The 20,962-nt window shown below is 70.0% G+C and carries 18 protein-coding genes; 15 read left to right on the forward strand and 3 right to left on the reverse strand.

Annotated elements, in window-relative coordinates; all coding sequences use genetic code 11:
- The first annotated feature begins 100 nt into the window (after nt 1-100).
- From Q9R19_RS11425 to Q9R19_RS11455, 7 genes are all read left to right on the forward strand, one after another.
- Complete coding sequence (locus Q9R19_RS11425) at nt 101-964, forward strand: sugar phosphate isomerase/epimerase family protein (protein WP_311256510.1); 864 nt, start codon at nt 101-103, stop codon at nt 962-964.
- Nucleotides 965-994: 30 nt separating this feature from the next.
- On the forward strand, nt 995-1,753 hold the full coding sequence (locus Q9R19_RS11430) for a TIM barrel protein (protein WP_311256511.1): 759 nt from the start codon (nt 995-997) through the stop codon (nt 1,751-1,753).
- A 9-nt stretch (nt 1,754-1,762) separates the two neighbouring features.
- Nucleotides 1,763-2,782 carry a LacI family DNA-binding transcriptional regulator gene (locus tag Q9R19_RS11435; protein WP_311256512.1) on the forward strand — a complete coding sequence of 340 codons (1,020 nt, stop codon included), beginning with the start codon at nt 1,763-1,765 and terminating at the stop codon, nt 2,780-2,782.
- The gene (locus Q9R19_RS11440; protein WP_311256513.1) at nt 2,782-3,882 is read left to right on the forward strand and encodes a glycerate kinase; all 1,101 of its coding nucleotides are present in this window, start codon (nt 2,782-2,784) and stop codon (nt 3,880-3,882) included. The genes Q9R19_RS11435 and Q9R19_RS11440 overlap by 1 nt, the downstream gene beginning before the upstream one ends.
- Before the next feature lie 112 nt (nt 3,883-3,994).
- Nucleotides 3,995-4,846, forward strand: coding sequence for an ABC transporter permease (locus tag Q9R19_RS11445; protein ID WP_298868294.1), 852 nt, complete (start codon nt 3,995-3,997; stop codon nt 4,844-4,846).
- Nucleotides 4,847-4,904: 58 nt separating this feature from the next.
- Nucleotides 4,905-5,945 carry an ABC transporter substrate-binding protein gene (locus Q9R19_RS11450; RefSeq protein WP_311256514.1) on the forward strand — a complete coding sequence of 347 codons (1,041 nt, stop codon included), beginning with the start codon at nt 4,905-4,907 and terminating at the stop codon, nt 5,943-5,945.
- Between the two features lie 53 nt (nt 5,946-5,998).
- Nucleotides 5,999-6,778: an ABC transporter ATP-binding protein gene (locus tag Q9R19_RS11455; protein WP_311256515.1), complete on the forward strand. Its 780-nt coding sequence runs from the start codon at nt 5,999-6,001 to the stop codon at nt 6,776-6,778.
- Nucleotides 6,779-6,899: 121 nt separating this feature from the next.
- Here Q9R19_RS11455 and pgm read toward each other — a convergent pair whose 3' ends face one another.
- On the reverse strand, nt 6,900-8,543 hold the full coding sequence (gene pgm / locus Q9R19_RS11460) for a phosphoglucomutase (alpha-D-glucose-1,6-bisphosphate-dependent) (RefSeq protein WP_311256516.1): 1,644 nt from the start codon (nt 8,541-8,543) through the stop codon (nt 6,900-6,902).
- Nucleotides 8,544-8,598: 55 nt separating this feature from the next.
- Between pgm and pheA the strand changes: the two genes are divergently transcribed.
- Complete coding sequence (pheA, locus tag Q9R19_RS11465) at nt 8,599-9,543, forward strand: prephenate dehydratase (RefSeq protein ID WP_311256517.1); 945 nt, start codon at nt 8,599-8,601, stop codon at nt 9,541-9,543.
- 251 nt (nt 9,544-9,794) lie between these two features.
- On the opposite strand, the gene Q9R19_RS11470 is transcribed toward pheA, so the two are convergent.
- Complete coding sequence (locus tag Q9R19_RS11470) at nt 9,795-10,721, reverse strand: DUF559 domain-containing protein (protein ID WP_311256518.1); 927 nt, start codon at nt 10,719-10,721, stop codon at nt 9,795-9,797.
- A 361-nt stretch (nt 10,722-11,082) separates the two neighbouring features.
- Here Q9R19_RS11470 and Q9R19_RS11475 point away from each other — a divergent pair, with 361 nt between their 5' ends.
- The 5 genes from Q9R19_RS11475 (at nt 11,083) to Q9R19_RS11495 (ending at nt 17,373) form a co-directional block, all read left to right on the forward strand.
- The gene (locus Q9R19_RS11475; RefSeq protein WP_311256519.1) at nt 11,083-12,090 is read left to right on the forward strand and encodes a LacI family DNA-binding transcriptional regulator; all 1,008 of its coding nucleotides are present in this window, start codon (nt 11,083-11,085) and stop codon (nt 12,088-12,090) included.
- Between the two features lie 191 nt (nt 12,091-12,281).
- Complete coding sequence (locus Q9R19_RS11480; protein ID WP_311256520.1) at nt 12,282-13,949, forward strand: glycoside hydrolase family 13 protein; 1,668 nt, start codon at nt 12,282-12,284, stop codon at nt 13,947-13,949.
- Between the two features lie 49 nt (nt 13,950-13,998).
- Nucleotides 13,999-15,372, forward strand: a complete 1,374-nt coding sequence (locus Q9R19_RS11485; protein ID WP_311256521.1) for an extracellular solute-binding protein — start codon at nt 13,999-14,001, stop codon at nt 15,370-15,372.
- Nucleotides 15,373-15,493: 121 nt separating this feature from the next.
- The gene (locus Q9R19_RS11490; protein ID WP_311256544.1) at nt 15,494-16,420 is read left to right on the forward strand and encodes a sugar ABC transporter permease; all 927 of its coding nucleotides are present in this window, start codon (nt 15,494-15,496) and stop codon (nt 16,418-16,420) included.
- On the forward strand, nt 16,417-17,373 hold the full coding sequence (locus Q9R19_RS11495) for a carbohydrate ABC transporter permease (protein ID WP_396653480.1): 957 nt from the start codon (nt 16,417-16,419) through the stop codon (nt 17,371-17,373). Before Q9R19_RS11490 ends, Q9R19_RS11495 begins: the two co-directional genes overlap by 4 nt.
- A gap of 21 nt (nt 17,374-17,394) precedes the next feature.
- On the opposite strand, the gene Q9R19_RS11500 is transcribed toward Q9R19_RS11495, so the two are convergent.
- Nucleotides 17,395-18,450: an LLM class flavin-dependent oxidoreductase gene (locus Q9R19_RS11500; RefSeq protein WP_311256522.1), complete on the reverse strand. Its 1,056-nt coding sequence runs from the start codon at nt 18,448-18,450 to the stop codon at nt 17,395-17,397.
- A gap of 158 nt (nt 18,451-18,608) precedes the next feature.
- On the opposite strand from Q9R19_RS11500, the gene Q9R19_RS11505 reads away from it, so the two are divergent.
- On the forward strand, nt 18,609-19,712 hold the full coding sequence (locus tag Q9R19_RS11505; protein ID WP_311256523.1) for an ROK family transcriptional regulator: 1,104 nt from the start codon (nt 18,609-18,611) through the stop codon (nt 19,710-19,712).
- 98 nt (nt 19,713-19,810) lie between these two features.
- Entirely contained in the window at nt 19,811-20,923 is a 1,113-nt protein-coding gene (locus Q9R19_RS11510) for a sugar ABC transporter substrate-binding protein (RefSeq protein ID WP_311256524.1), read from the forward strand.
- The last annotated feature ends 39 nt before the right edge of the window (nt 20,924-20,962 follow it).

Below are 20,962 nucleotides of genomic sequence, written 5' to 3' on the forward strand. Positions count from 1 at the left end.
CCGCCGCACGAATGTCGGACGAAAGAACGGATGTCAGCCGAAAGGTGGCCGAATCGTCCGACATCTGTGAAATCGTCCGACATTTGAACGGAGTCAGCCTGTGAGCACCGCACATCCCCGCCTCTCGATCAACCAGGCCACCATCAAGCACGCCGACCTCGCCACCGCACTGCAGGTCACCGCCGACGCCGGCGTGCAGTCCATCGGATTGTGGCGCGAGCCGGTCAACGAGGTCGGTCTCGACCTGGCGGCGCGGATGCTGACGGATTCCGGACTGCGCTTCTCTAGCCATTGCCGCGGCGGGTTCTTCACGCTCCCCGAGGGTCCCGAGCGCGTCGCCGCGCTGGACGACAACCGCCGTGCCATCGTGGAGACCGCCACGCTCGCCGCAGCCGCCGCCCCCGGTTCCGCTGCCGTGCTGGTGCTCGTCGCCGGCGGCCTGCCCGAGGGATCGCGTGATCTGATCGGCGCCAGGGAGCGCGTGCGCGACGCGCTCGGCGCACTGGCGCCCTTCGCCCAGGAGCACGGCGTCACCCTGGCGGTCGAGCCGCTGCATCCGATGTACGCCTCAGACCGCGCCGTGGTCTCCACGCTCGGCCAGGCGCTCGACCTCGCATCCGCCTTCGACCCCGCGGTGGTCGGCGCCGTGGTCGACACGTTCCATATCTGGTGGGACCCTCAGGTGCTCGAGCAGATCGCCCGCGCCGGGCGCGAGGGCCGCATCGCCAGCTACCAGGTCTGCGACTGGAAGACGCCCCTCGCTGAGGATGTGCTGCTCTCGCGCCACTACCCGGGCGATGGCGTGATCGACTTCGCCTCGCTCACGCGTGCCGTCGTCGAGGCGGGCTATGCCGGCGACATCGAGGTGGAGCTGTTCAACGCCGACATCTGGGCCGCCCCCTACGCCGACGTCGCGGCCCGCACGGTCTCGTCGTTCGCCGAGTCCGTCGCCCCCCACCTCTGATTCGAACGCATAGGACGGCAGGATGAGGACATGATCATGCGACCAGGGCTGTGCTCGGTGACGTTCCGAGAGCTCGCGCCCGAGAAGATCGTGGCGCTCGCCGCCGAGGCGGAGCTCGAGGCCATCGAGTGGGGCGGCGACGTGCACGTGCCGCCGGGCGACGTCGAGCGCGCAGCGCGCGTCGCGCAGGCGACGACGGATGCCGGACTCGCGGTCTGCTCGTACGGCTCGTACTTCCGCGCCGGCGCCGACGAGCCGCTCACCCCGATCCTGGATTCCGCGCAGGCGCTCGGCGCCGACCGGGTGCGCGTCTGGGCTGGCCGCGTCGATTCCGCCGATGCGACCCCCGCGCAGTGCGCGCAGATCACCGCACGCCTGCGGGATGCCGCGGAGGAGGCCTCCGAACGCGGCATCCGCCTGGCTCTGGAGTACCACCGCGGCACGATCGCCGACACCCCGGATGCCGTGCTGCAGCTGCTGGTCGACGTGCCGGCGCTGTCGACGTACTGGCAGCCCTCGGTCGGCGCCGAGGATGCGGAGGCGCTCACCGAGTTCGACGCGATCTCCGCGCGCACCAGCGCCGTGCACGTGTTCTCGTGGTGGCCGGCCGGCGAACGGCTGCGCCTGCACGAGCGCGAGGAGCTGTGGCGGGGACTGTGCTCAGCGGCATCCGCTCTGCCCACTCCGCCGCGCGACGCCCTGCTGGAGTTCGTCCCTGACGACGACACCGCCCTGCTGGCAGCCGAGGCGGCCACACTGCGCCGATGGCTGGCCGAGACTGCTCGATAGGCTCAACGCATGACCGCTGACGCCACGCGCAACGCCGCCCCCACCCTGCACGACGTCGCACGGGTCGCGGGCGTGTCGCTGGCGACGGCGTCGCGGGTGCTGAACGGGTCGGAGCGCAAGGTCGCCGAGTCGTACCGGGAGCGCGTCGCGAGGGCGGCCGACGAGCTGGGCTACATCCCCAACGTCTCCGCCCAGGCCATCGCGCGCGGCACCTCGCAGGTGATCGCGCTGCTGGTCGCCGACATCGCCGACCCGTACTTCGGACAGATCGCCTCGGGCGTCGCGCGCGGAGCCGACGAGGACGGGCTCATCGTCACCGTCGCGATCACCGAGCGCGAGCCCGCCTGCGAAACCCGCATCCTGCACGCCCTGCGGGGGCAGCGCCCACGGGGCGTGATCCTCGCGGCCTCCCGGGCGGGAGAGCGCGACGCGGAATCGCTCGCAGAGCTCGGCGCCTTCCGCGACCTGGGCAGCCGCACGGTCACGTTCGGCCCCGGCGGCGACCGCAGCCTCGTGGTCGACAACCGCGCGGGCGCCGAAGCGCTGGGCCGAGCCATGGCCGGGCTCGGCTACCGGCGTGCGATCGCCATCGGCGCGGCCGCGGGCGTGAAGACCAGCGATGACCGCCTGGCCGGCTTCGCCGCCGGCTTCGGCAGCGACTTCGAGCGCATCCACCGCGGCACCTTCCACCGCGAGTCGGGAGCCGCGTCGATGACGGATGCGCTGGCCGCGGGCGTGGATGCCGGAACGCTGGTCTTCGCGCTCAGCGACGTGGTCGGCGTCGGCGCGATGACCGCGATCAGGGACGCCGGACGCTCGGTCGGCGCCGACATCGCCGTGTGCGGGTTCGACGACGTGCCCGTGAGCCGCGACGTCACACCGCAACTGACGACCGTGCGCGTGCCGCTGAGCGACCTCGGCTACCAGGCCTTCCGTGCCACCGTCGACGCCGACTGGCAGCAGCCGGAGCTGCCTCTCGAGGTCGTCGTGCGCGGCAGCACCCCGCGGGTGGCGCGGGTGGTCTTCTGATGCGGGTGGTCTTCGCGCCGGACAGCTTCAAGGGCACCATCACGGCGGCGGATGCCGCGCGGGCGCTGGCCGACGGGTGGCGTGAGAAGGACCCGGATGCTGAGCTCGTGCTGCGGCCCATGGCCGACGGCGGAGAGGGAACGGTCGCGGCCTTCGAGGCGGCGGTTCCCGGCGCACAGCGGATGCCGGTCACCGTCGACGGCCCCGCGGGAAGGCCTGTCGACACGTCATGGCTGCTGCTGCCGGCATCCGAGGAGGCGCCGCACGGCACGGCCGTGATCGACCTCGCCTCGACTTCGGGCATCGAGCTGCTCGACGAGCTGCGCCCGTGGGACGCCGATACGTCCGGCTTCGGGCAGGCCATCGCGGCAGCCCTCGACCACGGCGTCTCGCGACTGGTGCTGGGCATCGGCTCCAGCGCCTCCACCGACGGCGGCACCGGGATGCTGCGTGCGCTGGGTGCGCGGTTCGTGACCGCCGCCGGCGCTGAGGCCGGTCCCGGTGCACGCGGCCTCACCGAGATCGCGCGCATCGACCTCCGCGGCCTGCGCACCGCCCCCGAGACCCTCGTGCTCAGCGACGTCACCAACCCGCTCACCGGCCCACGCGGTGCGGCGGAGGTGTTCGGCCCGCAGAAGGGGCTCACGGATGCCGCTGATCGCGCGTCCGTGGACGCCGCTCTGACGAACCTGGCCGACCTGCTCGGCCTGGATGCCGGGACTCCCGGTGCCGGCGCCGCAGGAGGCGTCGGCGGGGCTCTCGTGGCCTGGGGAGCCCGGCTGCTACCGGGAGCCGGCGAGGTCGCGCGGCTCATCGGCCTGGCCGACGCGATCGCCGGGGCCGACGTGGTCGTGACCGGCGAGGGCTCCTACGACGGCCAGTCCGGCGACGGCAAGGTGCCGTCGTTCGTCGCCGCCGTCGCCGCGGATGCCGGTGCCCGCGCGGCGCTGGTCGCCGGCCGGATCGCCGCCGACTCCGACACCTCGCTGTTCACGGCGGCCGTCTCACTGACCGAGGTGGCCGGCTCCGCGGCATCCGCTCTCTCCGACCCCGCCCGCTGGCTTCGTGTGGCCGGACGGATGCTCGCCGAGCGCGCCTGAACGCGTCTCGCACTGCCCGGATTGACACCTCTCCGACCGCGACATAGACTCGCACTATCACCTGGGAATACGCTTTCCCATCTGCCCGCTGACGAAGGAGTCGAGGAGTCGCATGACGTCATCCCAGAACGCCACCATGGCGATGGCACTCGCCCAGGCGCCGCGCGAACAGCATCCCGTCGTGCGCTGGTGGGCTCGCAGCTGGCATCCGATCGTCTTCGGGATCGTGGTGCTCGCCGTCTGGTGGCTCGTCACCGCGCTCAAGCTCGTCAAGCCGTTCATCATCCCCTCGCCGGGCGACACCTGGAAGGCGTTCGCCGACAACGTCCCGTACCTGATGCAGCAGACGTGGGTGACCACCTACGAGACGCTGGTCGGCTTCGTGATCGCCGTGATCGTCGGCCTGTTCGTCGCCGTCGTCATGGTCTACTCGCGGGGCCTCGAGCAGACCCTCTACCCGGTCATCCTGTTCGCGCAGGTGATCCCGAAGATCGCGATCGCCCCGCTGTTCATCGTCTGGCTCGGGTTCGGGATGGAGCCGAAGATCCTGGTCGCCGTGCTGATGGCGTTCTTCCCGGTCGTGATCTCGGGGCTGGCAGGGCTCCGCACGGTCGACCCCGAGATCCTGCAGCTGACCTCGACGATGGGCGCCGGTCGCTGGCGCACCTTCACCAAGGTCCGGCTGCCCGCGGCGCTCCCCGAGCTGCTGTCCGGCCTGAAGGTGGCCGCCACGCTGGCCGTCACCGGCGCGGTGGTCGGCGAGTTCGTCGGCGCCAACGAGGGTCTCGGCTACGTGATCCTGCAGGCCAACGGCAACCTCGACACCGCCATGCTGTTCGCCGCGCTGATCATCATGTCGCTGATGGGCGTGCTGCTGTTCGCGATCATCCAGATCGCCGAGAAGTTCCTCATCCCCTGGCACGCCTCCAAGCGCGATGTCGGCGCGGCCACCGTCCGCCTCTGATCCCGTCCCTCCCAAGACCACTCCCCAGCATCACCCGAACCCACTAGGAGAACTACTGATGAAGAAGTCAGCATCCATCCTCGGCACACTCGCCGTCGTCACGGCATCCGCTCTCGCCCTCGTCGGATGCGGATCCTCCGCGCCGTCCAGCGACAGCAGCGCCCCCGCGAAGGGCGAGAAGCAGGTCACCGACGTGACGCTCATGCTCAACTGGTACCCCTACGGCGAGCACGCGCCGTTCTACTACGGGGTCGAGAAGGGCATCTTCAAGGACCACGGCATCAACCTGACCATCAAGGCCGGTCAGGGCTCCACCAAGACCGCGCAGGCCGTCGGCCAGAAGCAGGTCGACTTCGGCTGGGCCGACACCCCCGCCGTACTCGCCAACATCGACAAGGGCGTCGCGATCAAGAGCGTCGGCGTCTTCCTGCAGACCACGCCCTCGGCCGTGCAGGTGTTCGCCGACTCCGGCATCGAGGAGCCCAAGGATCTGAAGGGCAAGACCATCGCGGTCTCGGCCGGCGACGCTCCGACCACGACGTTCCCGATGTACCTCGAGGCGGTCGGGCTCAAGGAGTCCGACGTCAAGCAGCAGAACCTCGACCCGGCGGGCAAGATCGCCGCCGTGCTCTCCGGCCAGGTGGACGGACTGATCGGCTTCGCGCACGACCAGGGCCCGACCATCGCGGCCAAGAGCGGCAAGAAGATGCGCTACCTGCGCTACTCCGACGCCGGGCTGAACTTCTACAGCAACGGCCTGATCGCCCCCACCGACACCATCGAGCAGAAGCCCGAGCTGGTGAAGGAGCTCGTCGCCGCCACGTCAGAGGCGTTCGCCGCCGCGGCGGAGGACCCCGAGGCCGCCGTCGCGTCCATGACCGGCAAGGACCCGCAGATGCCGGCGAAGGATGTGCTGCTGGACCAGTGGACCGAGACCATCAAGCTGCTGAGCACCAAGGCCACCGAGGGCGAGGCCCCCGGCGTGAACGCCACCTCGGACTGGCAGGCCACCCTGGACGTGCTGGGCAAGGCCGGCCTGATCTCCGGTGACGGCACCGTGGACACGTACTACGACGCGTCCTTCGCACCCGGCAAGTGACCCCACTCCCGGCAGCTGAACCGAACCGACCGCACGAGCAGGAGAACACGCACATGACGCAGACGAGCGCGGCGCTGGAGATCACCGACGTCTCGATCACCTTCGCCTCCAAGCGCGGCACGGTGACGGCACTGGACGGCGTCGACCTGAACGTGCAGGCCGGTGAGTTCATCACGATCGCGGGGCCTTCGGGCTGCGGCAAGTCGACCCTGCTCAAGGCCGTCGCCGGCCTCACCCTGCCGAGCTCCGGCATGGTGAGGCTGAACGGCGAGGATGTGACGGGTCCCCGCCAGGACATCGGCTACGTCTTCCAGCGCGCAGCGCTGCTGGAGTGGCGCAGTGTGCGCGGCAACATCCTGCTGCAGGCCGAGATGCGCGGCATGGACATGAAGAAGGCCAACGCGCGGGCCGACGAGCTGATCGAGATGACCGGCCTGACCGGCTTCGAGAAGGCGCTGCCGCACGAGCTCTCCGGCGGCATGCAGCAGCGCGTGTCGCTGTGCCGTGCCCTGCTGCACGAGCCGCGGGTGCTGTTGATGGACGAGCCCTTCGGCGCGCTGGACGCGCTGACGCGCGAGAAGATGAACGTCGAGCTCAACCGCATCTGGGCGCAGACCGGCACCACCGTGCTGCTGGTCACCCATTCGGTGGCCGAGGCGGTCTACCTCGCCAGCCGGGTGGTCGTGATGAGCCCTCGCCCCGGCCGCATCCTCGAGGAGCATCGCGTGGACCTGCCCGCCGAGCGCGGGTACGCGCAGACGCTCGAGACGCCCGAGTTCACCCGCATCTCCAGCCGCGTGCGCGAGCTGCTGGGCTCGCCGGGCGGGGACTGACAGGCACGGATGCACGACCCGGGAACGGCTGCACGATCGAAGCCGCGATCTGGCCGTGCATCCGTTCCCGGGTCGTGCCGGTGTTCCCGTGTGCGCGACGCGGGCGGCACTCGCGTCCCGCTCAGCCCCCGAGCGCGGCACTGACCACCGCGCGGGCCTCCTCCTGCACCTGGGCCAGGTGCTCGGGGCCGCGCAGGCTCTCGGCGTACAGCTTGTAGACGTCCTCCGTGCCAGAGGGGCGCGCGGCGAACCAGGCGTGCTCGGTCTGCACCTTCAGCCCGCCGATCGAAGCGCCGTTTCCTGGCGCGTGCGAGAGCTTGGCGGTGATCTCCTCGCCGGCCAGGTCGGTCGCGGTCACGGCATCCGGCGCCAGGCGAGCGAGCGTCGCCTTCTGCTCGGGCGTCGCCGGCGCGTCCACGCGCTGGTACGTGGATGCTCCGAACGCCGCCTCCAGCTCGGCGTACCGCTCCGAGGGCGTCTTGCCGGTCACGGCGATGATCTCGGCCGCCAGCAGGCACAGCAGGATGCCGTCCTTGTCGGTCGACCACACCCGGCCGTCGTGGCGCAGGAACGACGCGCCCGCCGACTCCTCGCCGCCGAACGCGACCGAGCCATCGAGCAGACCGGGCACGAACCACTTGAACCCGACGGGTACCTCCAGCAGGCGGCGGCCCAGCGACTCGGCGACCCGGTCGATGATCATCGACGAGACGAGCGTCTTGCCGATCGCGGCATCGCGCGGCCACGAGGTGCGGTGCGAGAACAGGTAGTCGATCGCGACGGCCAGATAGTGGTTGGGGTTCATCAGCCCGGCATCCGGGGTGACGATGCCGTGCCGGTCGGCGTCGGCGTCGTTGCCCGTGAGCACGTCGTAGTCGCCCTTCTTGGCGACGAGGGATGCCATGGCCGAGGGCGACGACGGATCCATCCGGATCTTCTCGTCCCAGTCGAGGGTCATGAAGCGCCAGGTCGGATCGACCTCGGGGTTCACCACGGTCAGGTCGAGCCCGTGCATCTCCTTGATCAGCTGCCAGTACTCCACGGAGGCGCCGCCCAGCGGATCGGCGCCGATGCGCACGCCCGCGCGCTTGATCGCCTCGAGGTCGATGATCGAGGGCAGGTCGCGCACGTACGCGTCGCGGAAGTCGTACCCGGGCAGCGAGTCCCAGTCGATGTCGGCGAAGCTCTGCCGCTTCACGTCCTGCAGGCCGGCCTCGATCAGCTCGTTGGCCCGCTGCGCGATCCAGCCGGTCGCGTCGGTGTCGGCGGGGCCGCCGTGCGGAGGGTTGTACTTGAAGCCGCCGTCCCGGGGCGGGTTGTGGCTGGGCGTCACGACGATGCCGTCCGCGCGGTCAGGGTCGTCGGCCGCGTGGCCCCGGTTGTAGGTGAGGATCGCGTGGCTCAGCGCGGGAGTGGGCACCCAGGCATCCCGCGCATCCACCCGCACGTCCACACCGTTGGCGATCAGCACCTCGATGGCGCTGCGCTCCGCGGGCAGCGAGAGCGCATGTGTGTCGCGGCCGAGGAAGAGCGGGCCGGAGATCCCCTGCGCGGCGCGGTAGTCGACGATGGCCTGCGTGGTGGCGAGGATGTGATCCTCGTTGAAGCTCTTCGACAGTGAGGAGCCGCGATGGCCGCTCGTGCCGAACACGACGCGCTGCGTCGCGACCTTCGGATCAGGATGCTGGTCGTAGTACGCGGCGATCAGCTCGTCGACATCGATGAGGTCCTTTTCCTCCGCGGGGAGGCCTGCACGACTCGTCATGCTCCCATCTTGCAACGTCTGGGAGCGCCCCGCGACATGTCACTAGGCTGACGGGGTGACCGAACGCCGCACGTACAGCTACCTGGGCCCTGCCGGAACCTTCACCGAGGCGGCGCTCGACCAGGTGCCCGAGGCCCGCGGTCAGATCTGGAAGCCCGTGCACAACGTCGGCGAGGCGCTGGCCGATGTGCTCTCGGGAGTATCGGATGCTGCGATGATCGCGATCGAGAACTCCATCGAGGGCGGCGTCTCCACCACGCAGGACGCCCTGGCCACCAACCCGGGGCTGCGCATCGTCGGCGAGTACCTGGTCAAGGTGAACTTCGTGCTGGTCGCGCAGCCGGGCACCGAGCTCTCCGACGTGCGCGTGATCGCCGCGCATCCGGTGGCGTACGCCCAGTGCCACAGCTGGCTGGGGGAGAATCTGCCGGCGCACGCGCACGTGCCGGCGGCCAGCAACGTGGCATCCGCTCTCGGCATCCTGGACGGAACCCTGCCCGCTCAAGCGGCGATCGCCGCGCCCGGCATCGTCCGGCATCAGGACGTGCAGGTGCTCGCCGAGAGCATCGGCGACAACGACAACGCGGTCACCCGGTTCGTGCTCGTCTCCCGCGCGGCGGCGGTCGGCACCCCCACCGGCGCCGACAAGACCTCACTCATCGTTGAACTGCCCGACGACCGCCCCGGTGCGCTGCTCGAGATGCTCGAGCAGTTCTCCACGCGCGGCATCAACCTGTCGCTGATCGAGTCGCGCCCGATCGGCGACGAACTGGGACGGTATCGCTTCGTGCTGGATGCCGACGGTCACATCCACGACGAGCGCATGGCCGATGCGCTGCTCGGCATCCGACGCTTCAGTCCGCGGGTCGTCTTCCTGGGCTCGTATCCACGCGCCGATCGGCGCATCGTGCAGTATCCGGAGCGCTACGCCGACGAGATCTTCGTCGAGGCCCGTGACTGGCTGCGCGGCCTGATCACCGGCGAGCCCGACGAGGAGTAGCCCGCCGCGCTCGCTGGTTGCGCGTCCTGCCCGTTTGCCGCGGCGCCCGGATGCAAAACGTCGGTCCGCGGCCGCTCGCGCCGACGTTTTCCATCTCGTCCGCGGCGTCCGGATGGATAACGTCGGTCCATGGCCTCTCGCGCCGGCGTTTTCCATCTTGCCCGCGGCGTCCGGATGGAAAGGGTCGGTCAATGGCCTCTTGCGCCGACGTTTTCCATCTTGTCCGCGGCGTCCGGATGGATAACGGCGGCTCACGCGGTGCGAGACAGGATGGCGCGGCGGATGCGGGACAGCAGCGCCCTGGATCCGGCGCCCAGATCCTGCTGGGTGAGGCGGATGACGATCCAGCCACGATCCTCGAGCTCGCGCTGGCGCTGGATGTCGCGGCGCCACTGATCCTTGCTGCTGCGATGCCCGTCGCCCTCGTACTCGATCGCGATCCTCAGCTCCGGGTAGGCGAGGTCGACGCGGGCGATGACACGCTGCCGGTCCCGAACCTCATACTGCACGACGGGTTCGGGAAGCCCCGAGGAGACGAGCAGCATCCGCGTCTCGGACTCCTTCGGGGACTCGACTCCCGGGCGGGCCCGCGACAGCGCGGCGCGGATCGTGCGATGCCCGGGAAAGCTCCGCCAGATCGCGAGCCGCTCCTCAACATCGGCTGCGCTGACGATCGGCCGGCCGGGCTGCAGATCCGGATAGTTGGATGCCGAGGTCATCAGCGCATCGAGCAGGATCACCGCCTCGTCGACGGCCAGCTCCTGCGCGCAGCTGAACAGCGCTGTGATGGGATCCACGACAGGTGAGCCGTCGACACGGCACGTCGTGAAGCGGTGAGCGGCCACCCTCCTGCCCTTCACGCCAGCGGTTCGCGGCGGCGTGCGGTCGGGAGGAACCGCGATCTCGACGGGCTCCTTCGGCGACCATGCCTTCGGATGCGGCATGCCCCACAGCCGAACTGCGGTTCTGCCGACGTACAGCTGGTCCGCTTTCAGCCCCGGCCGATGGCACGCGATCGTCTCGGCGAAGGTCTGCGGTGCGCTGGTCGAGCGGATGCCGCGGAACGGGCGGTGCAGATCGACGGTGTCACGCCGCCAGCGGCCGACGCCGGCTGCAGAAGCCTGCTGGAGAGTGAAGCTCTGACCGAGATGTGCGGGGAGGGCGATCCGATGGCGCATGCCGATATGGTGGCCGAACGCTGCGCGCACGAACCCCCGATTCCCCGGAAACTGTGGAGAAGTCGATCGGATGCCGGATTGTGGAGGGCGTATCGCAGACACGCGATCGCGGGCGTGCACGATGGATAACGTTGGTGTGAGGGCGCGTGGAACGGCGCTTTCCATCTGGCTGGGGTGGGCGGGATGCGTAACGTTGGCGCGAGGGCGCGTGGAACGGCGCTTTCCATCTGGCTGGGGCGGGCGAGATGCATAACGTTGGCGCGAGGGCGCGTGGACCGGCGGTTTCCATCCGGCCCGGCCACACCCCCGCCACGATCGATTTCTTGCGCGCAGTTGCAATCCACTTGCGTAAGATGAAGGCATGACGAAACGTCTTGCCGAGGTGGCCAGGAAAGTGGGCGTCAGCGAGGCGACGGTCTCGCGGGTGCTCAACGGCAAGCCGGGCGTCTCGGATGCCACGCGGGAGGCGGTCCTGACGGCACTGGACGTGCTCGGCTACGAGCGTCCGACCAAGCTGCGCGGCGAGCGCGCCCGACTGGTCGGCCTGGTGGCGCCCGAGCTGACCAACCCGATCTTCCCCGCGCTGGCCGAGATCGTCGGCGGCGGCCTCGCGCAGAACGGCTACACGCCGGTGCTGTGCACGCAGAACGCGGGTGGCATCACCGAGGCCGACTACATCGACCTGCTGCTCGCGCAGCACGTGTCGGGCGTGATCTTCCTGGGCGGCCTCTACACCCAGGCCGAGGCCTCGCACGGCCACTACCAGCGGCTGCGCCGGGTGAACCTGCCCACCGTGCTGCTCAGCGCCCCTGTCGACACGCTCTCGTTCCAGACCGTCGCCACCGACGACGCGGCGGCGGGGGAGCAGGCGATCTCGCACCTGCGCCAGCTGGGGCACCGCCGCATCGGCATCCTGCTCGGCCCCACCGACCACATCCCCTCGCAGCGCAAGCTCGCCGCCGTGCGCAGGCTGCTCGACCGCATCGGGGATCCGCTGCAGGACGACATGGTGGTGCACGGGCTGTACGCGCTCGAGTCCGGTCAGGCCGGCGCCGCCAAGCTCATCGATCGCGGTGCCACGGCCATCGTCTGCGCGAGCGACCCGCTCGCCCTCGGAGCGATCCGCGCGGCCCGCAGGGCCGGGCTGAGCGTACCGGAGGACCTCTCGGTGGTGGGCTTCGACGACTCGGCGCTGATGAGCTGCACCGAGCCGCCGCTGACGACCGTGCGGCAGCCGATCGAGGCCATGGGGAAGGCGGCGGTCGAGCTGCTGCTCGCCCAGATCGGCGGCACCGCCACTGCCGCCGAGGAGCTGCTCTTCGAGCCCGAACTCGTGCTGCGGATGTCGACGGCGCCGCTCGCGCGCTGACGAAGCCGACCGGCGGATGCCGACCGGGTGCGCCCGGTCGCGCCAGCGCGCCTCGTGGCGCAGCCATCGCTTCGCGCTGCCCTCTCTACGTTGTATATTTGCGTAATTTCATCAATCTCTTGCGTTTCGCTATCGAGAAAGCTACCTTGGTCACATCGGCCACCGTGGCCGGACCTGATCGACGGAGAACCATGGACGACGCAGTCCCGGCGCGAGAACGAGACGACGAGTGGTGGAGATCCGCCGTGATCTACCAGGTGTACGTGCGCAGCTTCGCCGATGGCGATGACGACGGCATCGGCGATCTGCGCGGAGTGCGCGCGCACCTGCCGTACCTGGCCGAGCTCGGCGTCGACGCACTGTGGTTCAACCCCTGGTACCCCTCTCCGTTCGCGGACGGCGGCTATGACGTCATCGACTACCGCGGCATCCATCCCTGGTTCGGAGAGCTCGCCGACGCGGAGGCGCTCATCGCCGAGGCGCGCGCGCTCGGCATCCGCACGATCATCGACATCGTCCCGAATCACATCAGCGATCAGCATCCGTGGTTCCAGGAGGCGCTCGCCGCGCAACCGGGCGACCCGGCCCGCGACCGCTTCTGGTTCCACCCCGGCAAGGGCGAGGACGGTGCGACCATCCCGACCGAATGGGTCTCGAGCTTCCAGGGCTCCACGTGGACGCGCACCACGAACGCGGACGGCACGCCCGGCGAGTGGTACCTGCATCTGTTCACGCCCGAGCAGCCCGACCTCAACTGGAACCACCCGGACGTGCGCACCGAGCACGAGGAGATCCTGAGGTTCTGGTTCGACCGCGGCGTCGCCGGCGTGCGCATCGACTCGGCGGCGCTGCTGGTGAAGGATCCCGCGCTGCCCGAGGTCGGCGAGAGCGCCGACGGCTCGCATCCCACCCAGGACCGCGACGAGCTGCACGACATCTACCGGTCGTGGCGGGCGATCGCCGACGACTACGACGAGCCGCGCGTGCTGGTGGGCGAGATCTGGCTGGACGACATCGAGCGGTTCGCCGCCTATCTGCGCCCGGACGAGCTGCACACGGCGTTCAACTTCGACTTCATGACGCGCCCCTATCAGGCCACCGCCCTGCGCGCGTCGATCGATCAGACGCTGCGCGCCCATGCGCCCGTCGCCGCGCCGAGCACCTGGGTGCTCTCCAACCACGATGTCACCCGCCCGGTCACCCGCTACGGCCGTGAGGAGACCGGCTTCGCCTTCCTCGACAAGCGCTTCGACACCCCGACCGACCTCGAGCTCGGCACGCGGCGCGCCCGCGCCATGAGCGTCGTCGTCGCCGCGCTGCCCGGCTGCCTGTACATCTACCAGGGTGACGAGCTGGGACTGTCCGAGGTGGAGGACCTGCCTCGCGACCGCATCGAGGATCCGATGCACTTCCGCTCCGGCGGCGTGGACCCGGGCCGGGACGGATGCCGCGTGCCCCTGCCCTGGTCGGGCGACCGGCCGCCGTACGGCTTCTCGACCACTGCGGAGCCGTGGCTCCCGCAGCCGGAGGGGTGGGGGCGGCTGACGGCGGATGCGCAGGACCTGGATGCCGGATCGATGCTGGCCCTCTACCGGCGCACGCTGCGCGTGCGCCGCGAGATCGGCGTCCTCCGCAGCGGCGCGCTCGCCTGGCTGGACGGCCTCGGCGACGATGTGCTCGCCTTCCGGCGCGGTGCGGACTTCGTCTGCATCCTCAACACCGGCTCCGATCCCGTGCCCCTGCCCGCAGGAGAGGTCGTCCTGACCAGCGGGCCGCTCACCGACAGGCTTCTGCCGCGCGACACAGCCGCGTGGCTGCAGACGGCATCCGCTCCAGCGGATGCCGGGAACCAGGGATGAACGGGCGCAGACCGCACCACGCGCCCGCCCGCACAAGAAAGGTACGACAATGAGGTCACCACGCAAGGTCCTGCTCGCAGGCGCGGCGACGATCGCCGTCGTCGGCGCGCTCGCCGGCTGTTCGACATCTCCGGACAGCTCCTCCTCCGACGACGGGCGCGTCCAGCTGCGCGTCGCGACGTTCCCGCCCGGCGCCGACGCGGCCGCGTACGAAGCGTTCGCCGCCCAGGAGAAGCAGTTCGAGTCCGAGCACGAGAACATCGACATCATCGGTGTCGAGTACGAGTGGAAGGGCCCCACCTTCGCCGTGCAGCTGGCCGGCGGATCGCTGCCGGACGTGTTCACCGTGCCGTTCACCGACACCAAGACGCTGCTCGAGAACGGACAGCTGACCGACGTGACGGATGCCGTGAAGAAGCTCGGCTACGCCGACAAGTTCAACCCGGTCATCCTCGACGGCGTCACCAGCTCGGACGGGAAGATCTACGGCTTCCCGCGTCAGGCCTATGCGATGGGCCTGCACTACAACCGCGACCTGTTCGAGGCCGCCGGCCTCGACCCGGACAAGCCGCCGACGACCTGGGACGAGGTGCGCTCCTACGCCAAGCAGATCTCCGAGAAGACCGGCAAGGCCGGCTTCGCGCAGATGGCCGCGGGCAACACCGGCGGCTGGCAGCTGACGGCGGCGACCGTGGCGCGCGGCGGCCGGACGCAGACCGATGAGACCGACGGCTCGGCCACCTCGACGATCGACAACGATGCGACGAAGGCCGCGCTGCAGTTCCTGCACGACCTGCGCTGGGAGGACGGCTCCTTCGGGTCGAAGTTCGATCTGGACTGGGGCACGATCAACCAGGAGTTCGCCGCCGGCAACATCGGCATGTACGTCACCGGATCCGACGTGTACACGGCGCTCGTGCGCGATTTCGGCTTGACGCCCGACGTCTACGGACTCGGCGTCGTTCCGACCGAGGGCGAGGACGCGGGCACGCTCGGCGGCGGGGATGTCGCGGTGGTCAGCCCCACCATCGACGACGCGAAGAAGGATGCCGCGGTGGCCTGGATCGACTGGTACTACATGCAGAAGCTGCTGGACGAGGATGCCGCGGTCGCTGACGCGAAGACGCTGGCCGATTCGGGGCAGGCGGTGGGTACGCCCCTGCTGCCGGTGCTCAGCCGTGACCTGTACGAGGAGTCGCTGACCTGGATCGAGCCGTACATCAACGTGCCGCGCGAGCAGATGTCGTCCTTCATCGACAACATCTGGGAGCAGACCCCGGTGGGCGAGCCGAAGAAGAAGACCCAGGAGGTCTACGCCCTGCTCGACTCGGTCGTGCAGACCGTGCTCACGCAGGAGAATGCCGATATCGACGCGCTGCTGACGAAGGCGCAGACCGACGCGCAGGCACTGCTGGATCAGTGAGACATTCCGGGGTCGCCGCGACGCGTGCCGGCGGCCCCGGAACCGCGCCCGAGATGGGGAGAACGACGTGACACAGCTCGCAGAAGAGGCGCGGCTCGGCGAAACCGATGCCGAAGCCGCGATGACGCAGCGGCTGACCCGACGACGAACCGCCCGGCGCACGCCGATGACGTGGCTGCGGCGCGGCGGACTGTGGAACCTGCTGTTCCTGCTGCCGATGATCGTCGTCTTCGGGGTCTTCAGCTGGTCGCCCATCGTGCAGTCGGTGGTGATGAGTCTGCAGAAGACCAACCTGATCACCGCGCAGTGGGTGGGATTCGACAACTACCTCAAGGTGCTCTCCGACCCGCTGCTCGGCGAGGCCGTGGTCAACACGCTGTGGTTCGCCGTGCTCGCGCTGATCTTCGGCTTCCCCATCCCGCTGTTCATGGCGGTGCTGATGAGCGAGGTCAGAAGAGCGAAGGGACTGTACTCCGCGCTGGCCTATCTGCCTGTTGTCGTCCCGCCCGTGGTCGCCGTGCTGCTGTGGAAGTTCTTCTACTCGGCCGACGCGAACGGCGTCTTCAACACGGTGCTCGGCGCCGTGGGCATCCCGCCGCAGCCGTGGATCCAGGATGCTGTGCAGGCGATGCCCTCGCTGGTGCTCGAGGCCACCTGGGCCGGGGCCGGCGGATCCATCATCATCTACCTGGCGGCCCTGCTGGGCGTGCCGGCCGAGTTGTACGACGCGGCCGAGGTCGACGGCGCGTCGATCTGGCGCAAGGTCTGGCACGTCACGCTGCCGCAGCTGCGCGGCATCCTGTTCATCATGCTCATCCTGCAGGTGATCGCGACCGCGCAGGTCTTCCTGGAGCCGTTCCTGTTCACCGGCGGCGGGCCGGCCGGTGCGACGCGCACGATCCTGCTCTACATCTACGACAAGGCCTTCCGGAACAGTCTGGGCGGCGCGTACGGCGAGGCCACCGCCGTCTCGGTCCTGCTCGCGATCGCCCTCGCCATCCTCAGCTGGCTGTACTTCCGGCTGACCAACCGCTGGAGCAGCTCATGAGCACTGTCAGAGAGCACCGCGCCGGGCGCGTCGCCGATCACCGAGCCGGGCGACGCGCCGGTCGACGCGCCGCGGAGCAGGACAGGACCATCGTCTCGGCCTACGATCGCGGCCGCCGCGGCGTGCGCGCCGGGATGAGCGCGACGCACGTCTTCCTGCTCGTCACGCTGACGATCGCCGGGCTGGGGCCGATCCTGTGGCTGGCCAAGGCGGCGGTCACGCCCACGCAGGACACCCTGCAGCAGCCGTTCGCGCTGTGGCCGAACGGCATCGACTGGGCGAACCTGTCCACCGCGTGGAACGACATCGGCATCTCGCACTACTTCTGGAACACGATCGTCCTCGCCCTGGGGGCGTGGTTCTTCCAGCTGTTCATCGCGACGACGGCGGGCTACGGGCTGTCGGTGCTCAAGCCGCGGTACGCGCCGATCCTGAACGGACTCGTGCTGGCGACGCTGTTCATCCCCGGGGTCGTGCTGCTGGTGCCGCTGTACCTCACGATCGTGCATCCGCCGCTGATCGGCCAGTCGATGCTGAACAACTACCTGGCCGTGTGGCTGCCGATGGCCGCCAACGCGTTCAACATCCTGCTCGTCAAGCGGTTCTTCGACGCCCTGCCGCGAGAGGTGTTCGAGGCGGCGCGCACCGACGGGGCGGGTCCGGTGCGGCTGTTCTGGTCGGTCGTGCTGCCGATGTCCAAACCGATCCTCGGGGTCGTCTCGGTGTTCGCGATCATCGCGGCGTGGAAGGACTACCTGTGGCCGATGCTGGTGCTGCCCGACCCCGCGGTGCAGCCGCTGTCGGTGCGGCTGCCGGCCGTGCAGTCGCAGACCGAGCTGGACGTGTTCCTGGCCGCCCTGGCGATCGCGACCCTGATCCCGATCGCGATGTTCCTGGCGTTCCAGTCGGTCTTCCTGCGCTCGGCCGGCCTCGGCGGCGCCGTGAAGGGCTGACGGGCCCGCCGGTGCGCCGGCTCAGCCCGCCAGCAGCTCCAGCGTCTGCTCGCGACCGGGAGTCGCGTCGAGGGGCTCCGACTCGAAGGAGCCGGCCACGGGCGAGACCATGATCTCGTCGACCCCGTGCTGCGCGGCGAACGCGTCCAGTTCGCGCCGCACGTCCGGGCCGGTGCCGACGAACCAGGAGGAGCGGATGCTGTCGAGCAGCGTCTGCTCACCGGCATCCGGCCCCTCCGCCAGCCCGCGCTGGGCCTGCTCGACGGTCTCGAGCGCGGCCAGCGGCCGACCGGAGCGCAGCCGCGCCATCATGCGCAGCTGCGGCAGGGCGCGCGCCTGCGCCTCTTCGTCGGTCGGGGCGGCGACGACGTTCGCGGTCAGGAACGTCCGCGGCTCGGCCAGCGTCTCGCCGGCCGCGAACTCCGAGCGGTACAGCTCGAGCGCGCGCTCGAGGCCCTGGCCGGAGAAGTGGTTCGCGAACACGTAGGGCAGGCCCAGCGAGGCCGCCAGCCGCGCCGAGTAGTCGCTGGAGCCCAGCAGCCAGACCTGCGGCGATCCGGATGCCGCGGGCGTGGCCCGCACGGCGTACTCCCCGCCGCTGGTGAAGCGCACCGTGGCGCCGTCCTGGCCCAGCATGAGCGCGATGTCCTGCACGTGCGAGGGGAAACGCTCCACATCGCCGGTGGTGCCGGACTGGCGCAGCAGCTGCGTGATCACCGGGTCGCTGCCCGGTGCGCGACCGATGCCCAGGTCGATGCGGCCGGGGGCGATGGCCTCGAGCGCGGCGAACTGCTCGGCGACGATGAGCGGAGCGTGGTTGGGCAGCATCACCCCGCCCGAGCCGACCCGGATCCGCGAGGTGCGCGAGGCGGCGGCTGCGATCAGCACCGGTGGGGTGGTCGAGGCGACAGCGGGCATGTTGTGGTGCTCGGCGAACCAGTAGCGGCGCCAGCCCAGCGCGTCCGCGCGCACGGCGAGCGCCATCGACGCGGCGATCGCCTGCGCGGAGCTCTGCCCGGTGCGCACCGGGACGAGATCGAGAACGGACAGCGCGGGGGTGATCTCAGTGGCACTCATCACCACCCCGAACGCAGGGAGGTCCGCCGGCATTCCGACGAGCGGTGGTGAGCCGATGATCGCGCGGTGATCCCTCTGCCGGGTAGTGTGTCGTCGTGGCATCACATCGGCGTCCTCCCGGGTCTCAGGCTTCACTGCGTGAAGCCAACCGGCGTCGCGTGACCGCCGCGATCAAGAAGCAGGGCAGCCTGACGCAGGTGGAGCTCGCCGCCGTGACGGGACTGTCCGCGGCATCCGTCTCGAACATCGTCAAGGAGCTGGCGGCAGCCGGCATCCTGCGCACCACGCCGAGCATCCGCAGCGGTCGCCGGGCGACGCTGGTCTCGTTCGCGCGCGCGGTCGGGCTGGTCGCCGGGGTGCACGTCGCGGCGCGCCACCTGCGCGTGCTGGTCGCCGACGTGAACGGCACCGTGCTGGGCGAGAACCACATGCCGCTGGCGCGCGATCACCGCGCCGACAACGAGCTGGATCGCGCATCGCTGCTGCTGTCGGACATCCTCGCCAATCTCGACTCCGGCATCGACGAGCTGCGGGGCGTGGGCGTGGCCGTCTCGGCGCCGATCGACCGCGCGTCGGGGCGGGTCGCGGGCCGGGGGATCCTGCGCGGCTGGACCGGGGTGGACATCGTCGAGGTGGTGCACCGGCGGCTGCGCCAGCCGGTGTTCCTCGACAACGCCTCGAACCTCGCCGCCCTCGCCGAGGCGCGGCTGGGCGCAGGGCGCGGCACGCAGAACGTCGTGTACCTGGACGTCGGCGACGGGGTCGGCGCGGGCCTGGTGCTCGACGGGCGTGTGCTGCGCGGGCACAACGGCACCGCGGGCGAGCTCGGTCACACCGTGATCGTCGAGGACGGTCCGCTGTGCCGGTGCGGCAACCGCGGATGCCTGGAGGCGATCGCCGGCGGCCCCGCGATCCTGGAGCGCCTGGGCGACGCCGGGGGCATCACGAAGGTCGGCGACGTGGTGCTGCGGGCGATGGCGAACGACGACGACTGCATCCGGGCGCTGGCCGAGGCCGGTCGGCACATCGGACTGGCCGCGGGCAACCTGTGCAACCTATTCGACCCCGAGCGGATCGTCGTGGGCGGCGACCTGGCGCGGGCCGGTGAGCTGCTGCTCGGACCCATCCGCCTGGCGATGGAGAACACCGTGATCGTCACCGGGGCGGCCGTCCCCGACGTGGTGCAGGGACAGCTCGGACCGTCGGCGTCGGCGCGCGGCGCCGCCGTGCGCGCGATCGACGAGATGAACGTGCGCGAATGACGGAGGTAACGGATTGAGTTCAAGTCTTGACGTCAACGCGTGAAGACTGCCACACTCAGGAAGTCGCCAAGGTGGTCGGCACAGCTATGGAGGTTTCGATGAAGAACATGACCAAGCGGACGCTGGTGGCTGGCGCCGCGCTCGCACTCTCCGTCGGCATGCTCAGCGCATGTTCCAACGGCACGTCGACCGGTGACAAGCCGGCCGATTCCGGCAAGGACGGAGGCGCCGCGACGATCGGCCTGCTCCTGCCCGACAACGTCACCGAGCGCTACGCCGCCGCGGACAAGCCGTACTTCGAGGAGCGCGTGAAGGAGCTCTGCGACGACTGCAAGGTGATCTTCGCCAACGCCGACGGCGACGCCGCCAAGCAGCAGCAGCAGGCCGAGTCGATGCTGACGCAGGGCGTCGACGTGCTCGTGCTCGACCCGTTCGACGGCAAGGCCGCGGCCGCCGTGGTCAACCAGGCCAAGGCCAAGAACGTGCCCGTCATCTCCTATGACCGTCTGATCGACAGCGCGGATGTCTCGTACTACGTCTCGTTCGACAACGAGAAGGTCGGCGAGCTGCAGGCGCAGGCACTGGTCGACCAGATGAAGGAGCTCGGGCTGCCCGAGGATGCCGGCATCATCATGGTCAACGGATCGCCGACCGACCCGAACGCCGCGCAGTTCAAGAAGGGCGCGCACAGCATCATCGACGCGTCCGGCCTGAGCGTGCTCGCCGAGTTCGACACACCCGGATGGGAGCCGCCGAAGGCTCAGGACTGGGTCTCCGGTCAGGTGACGCAGTTCGGCGACAAGATCCAGGGCGTCTACGACGCGAACGACGACACCGCAGCCGGTGCGATCGCAGCGCTCAAGGCCGGTGGCATCACGCCGCTTCCCCCCGTCACGGGTCAGGACGCCTCGCTCGCCGGCATCCAGCGCATTCTCGCCGGCGACCAGTTCATGACCGTCTACAAGGCGTTCAAACCGGAGGCGTACCAGGCCGCCGAGCTGGCCGTCGCTCTGACCAAGGGCGAGTCGCCCGAGGCCGACACCACTGCCGACACCGCCAGCGGTGACGCAGTCCCGTCGTTCCTGCTGAAGCCGGTCGCCGTGACCGTCGACAACATCAAGGACACGGTCGTCGCCGACGGCCTGTACACGATCGACCAGATCTGCACCGCAGCGTACGCCGACGCGTGCGCGGAGCACGGTCTCAAGTGATCACCCCCGCGGTGGCGGCGGCCCCCCCCCCCCCCCCCC

It is taken from the genome of Microbacterium sp. ARD32, assembly GCF_031844385.1.
In the GTDB taxonomy this organism is placed as follows: domain Bacteria; phylum Actinomycetota; class Actinomycetes; order Actinomycetales; family Microbacteriaceae; genus Microbacterium.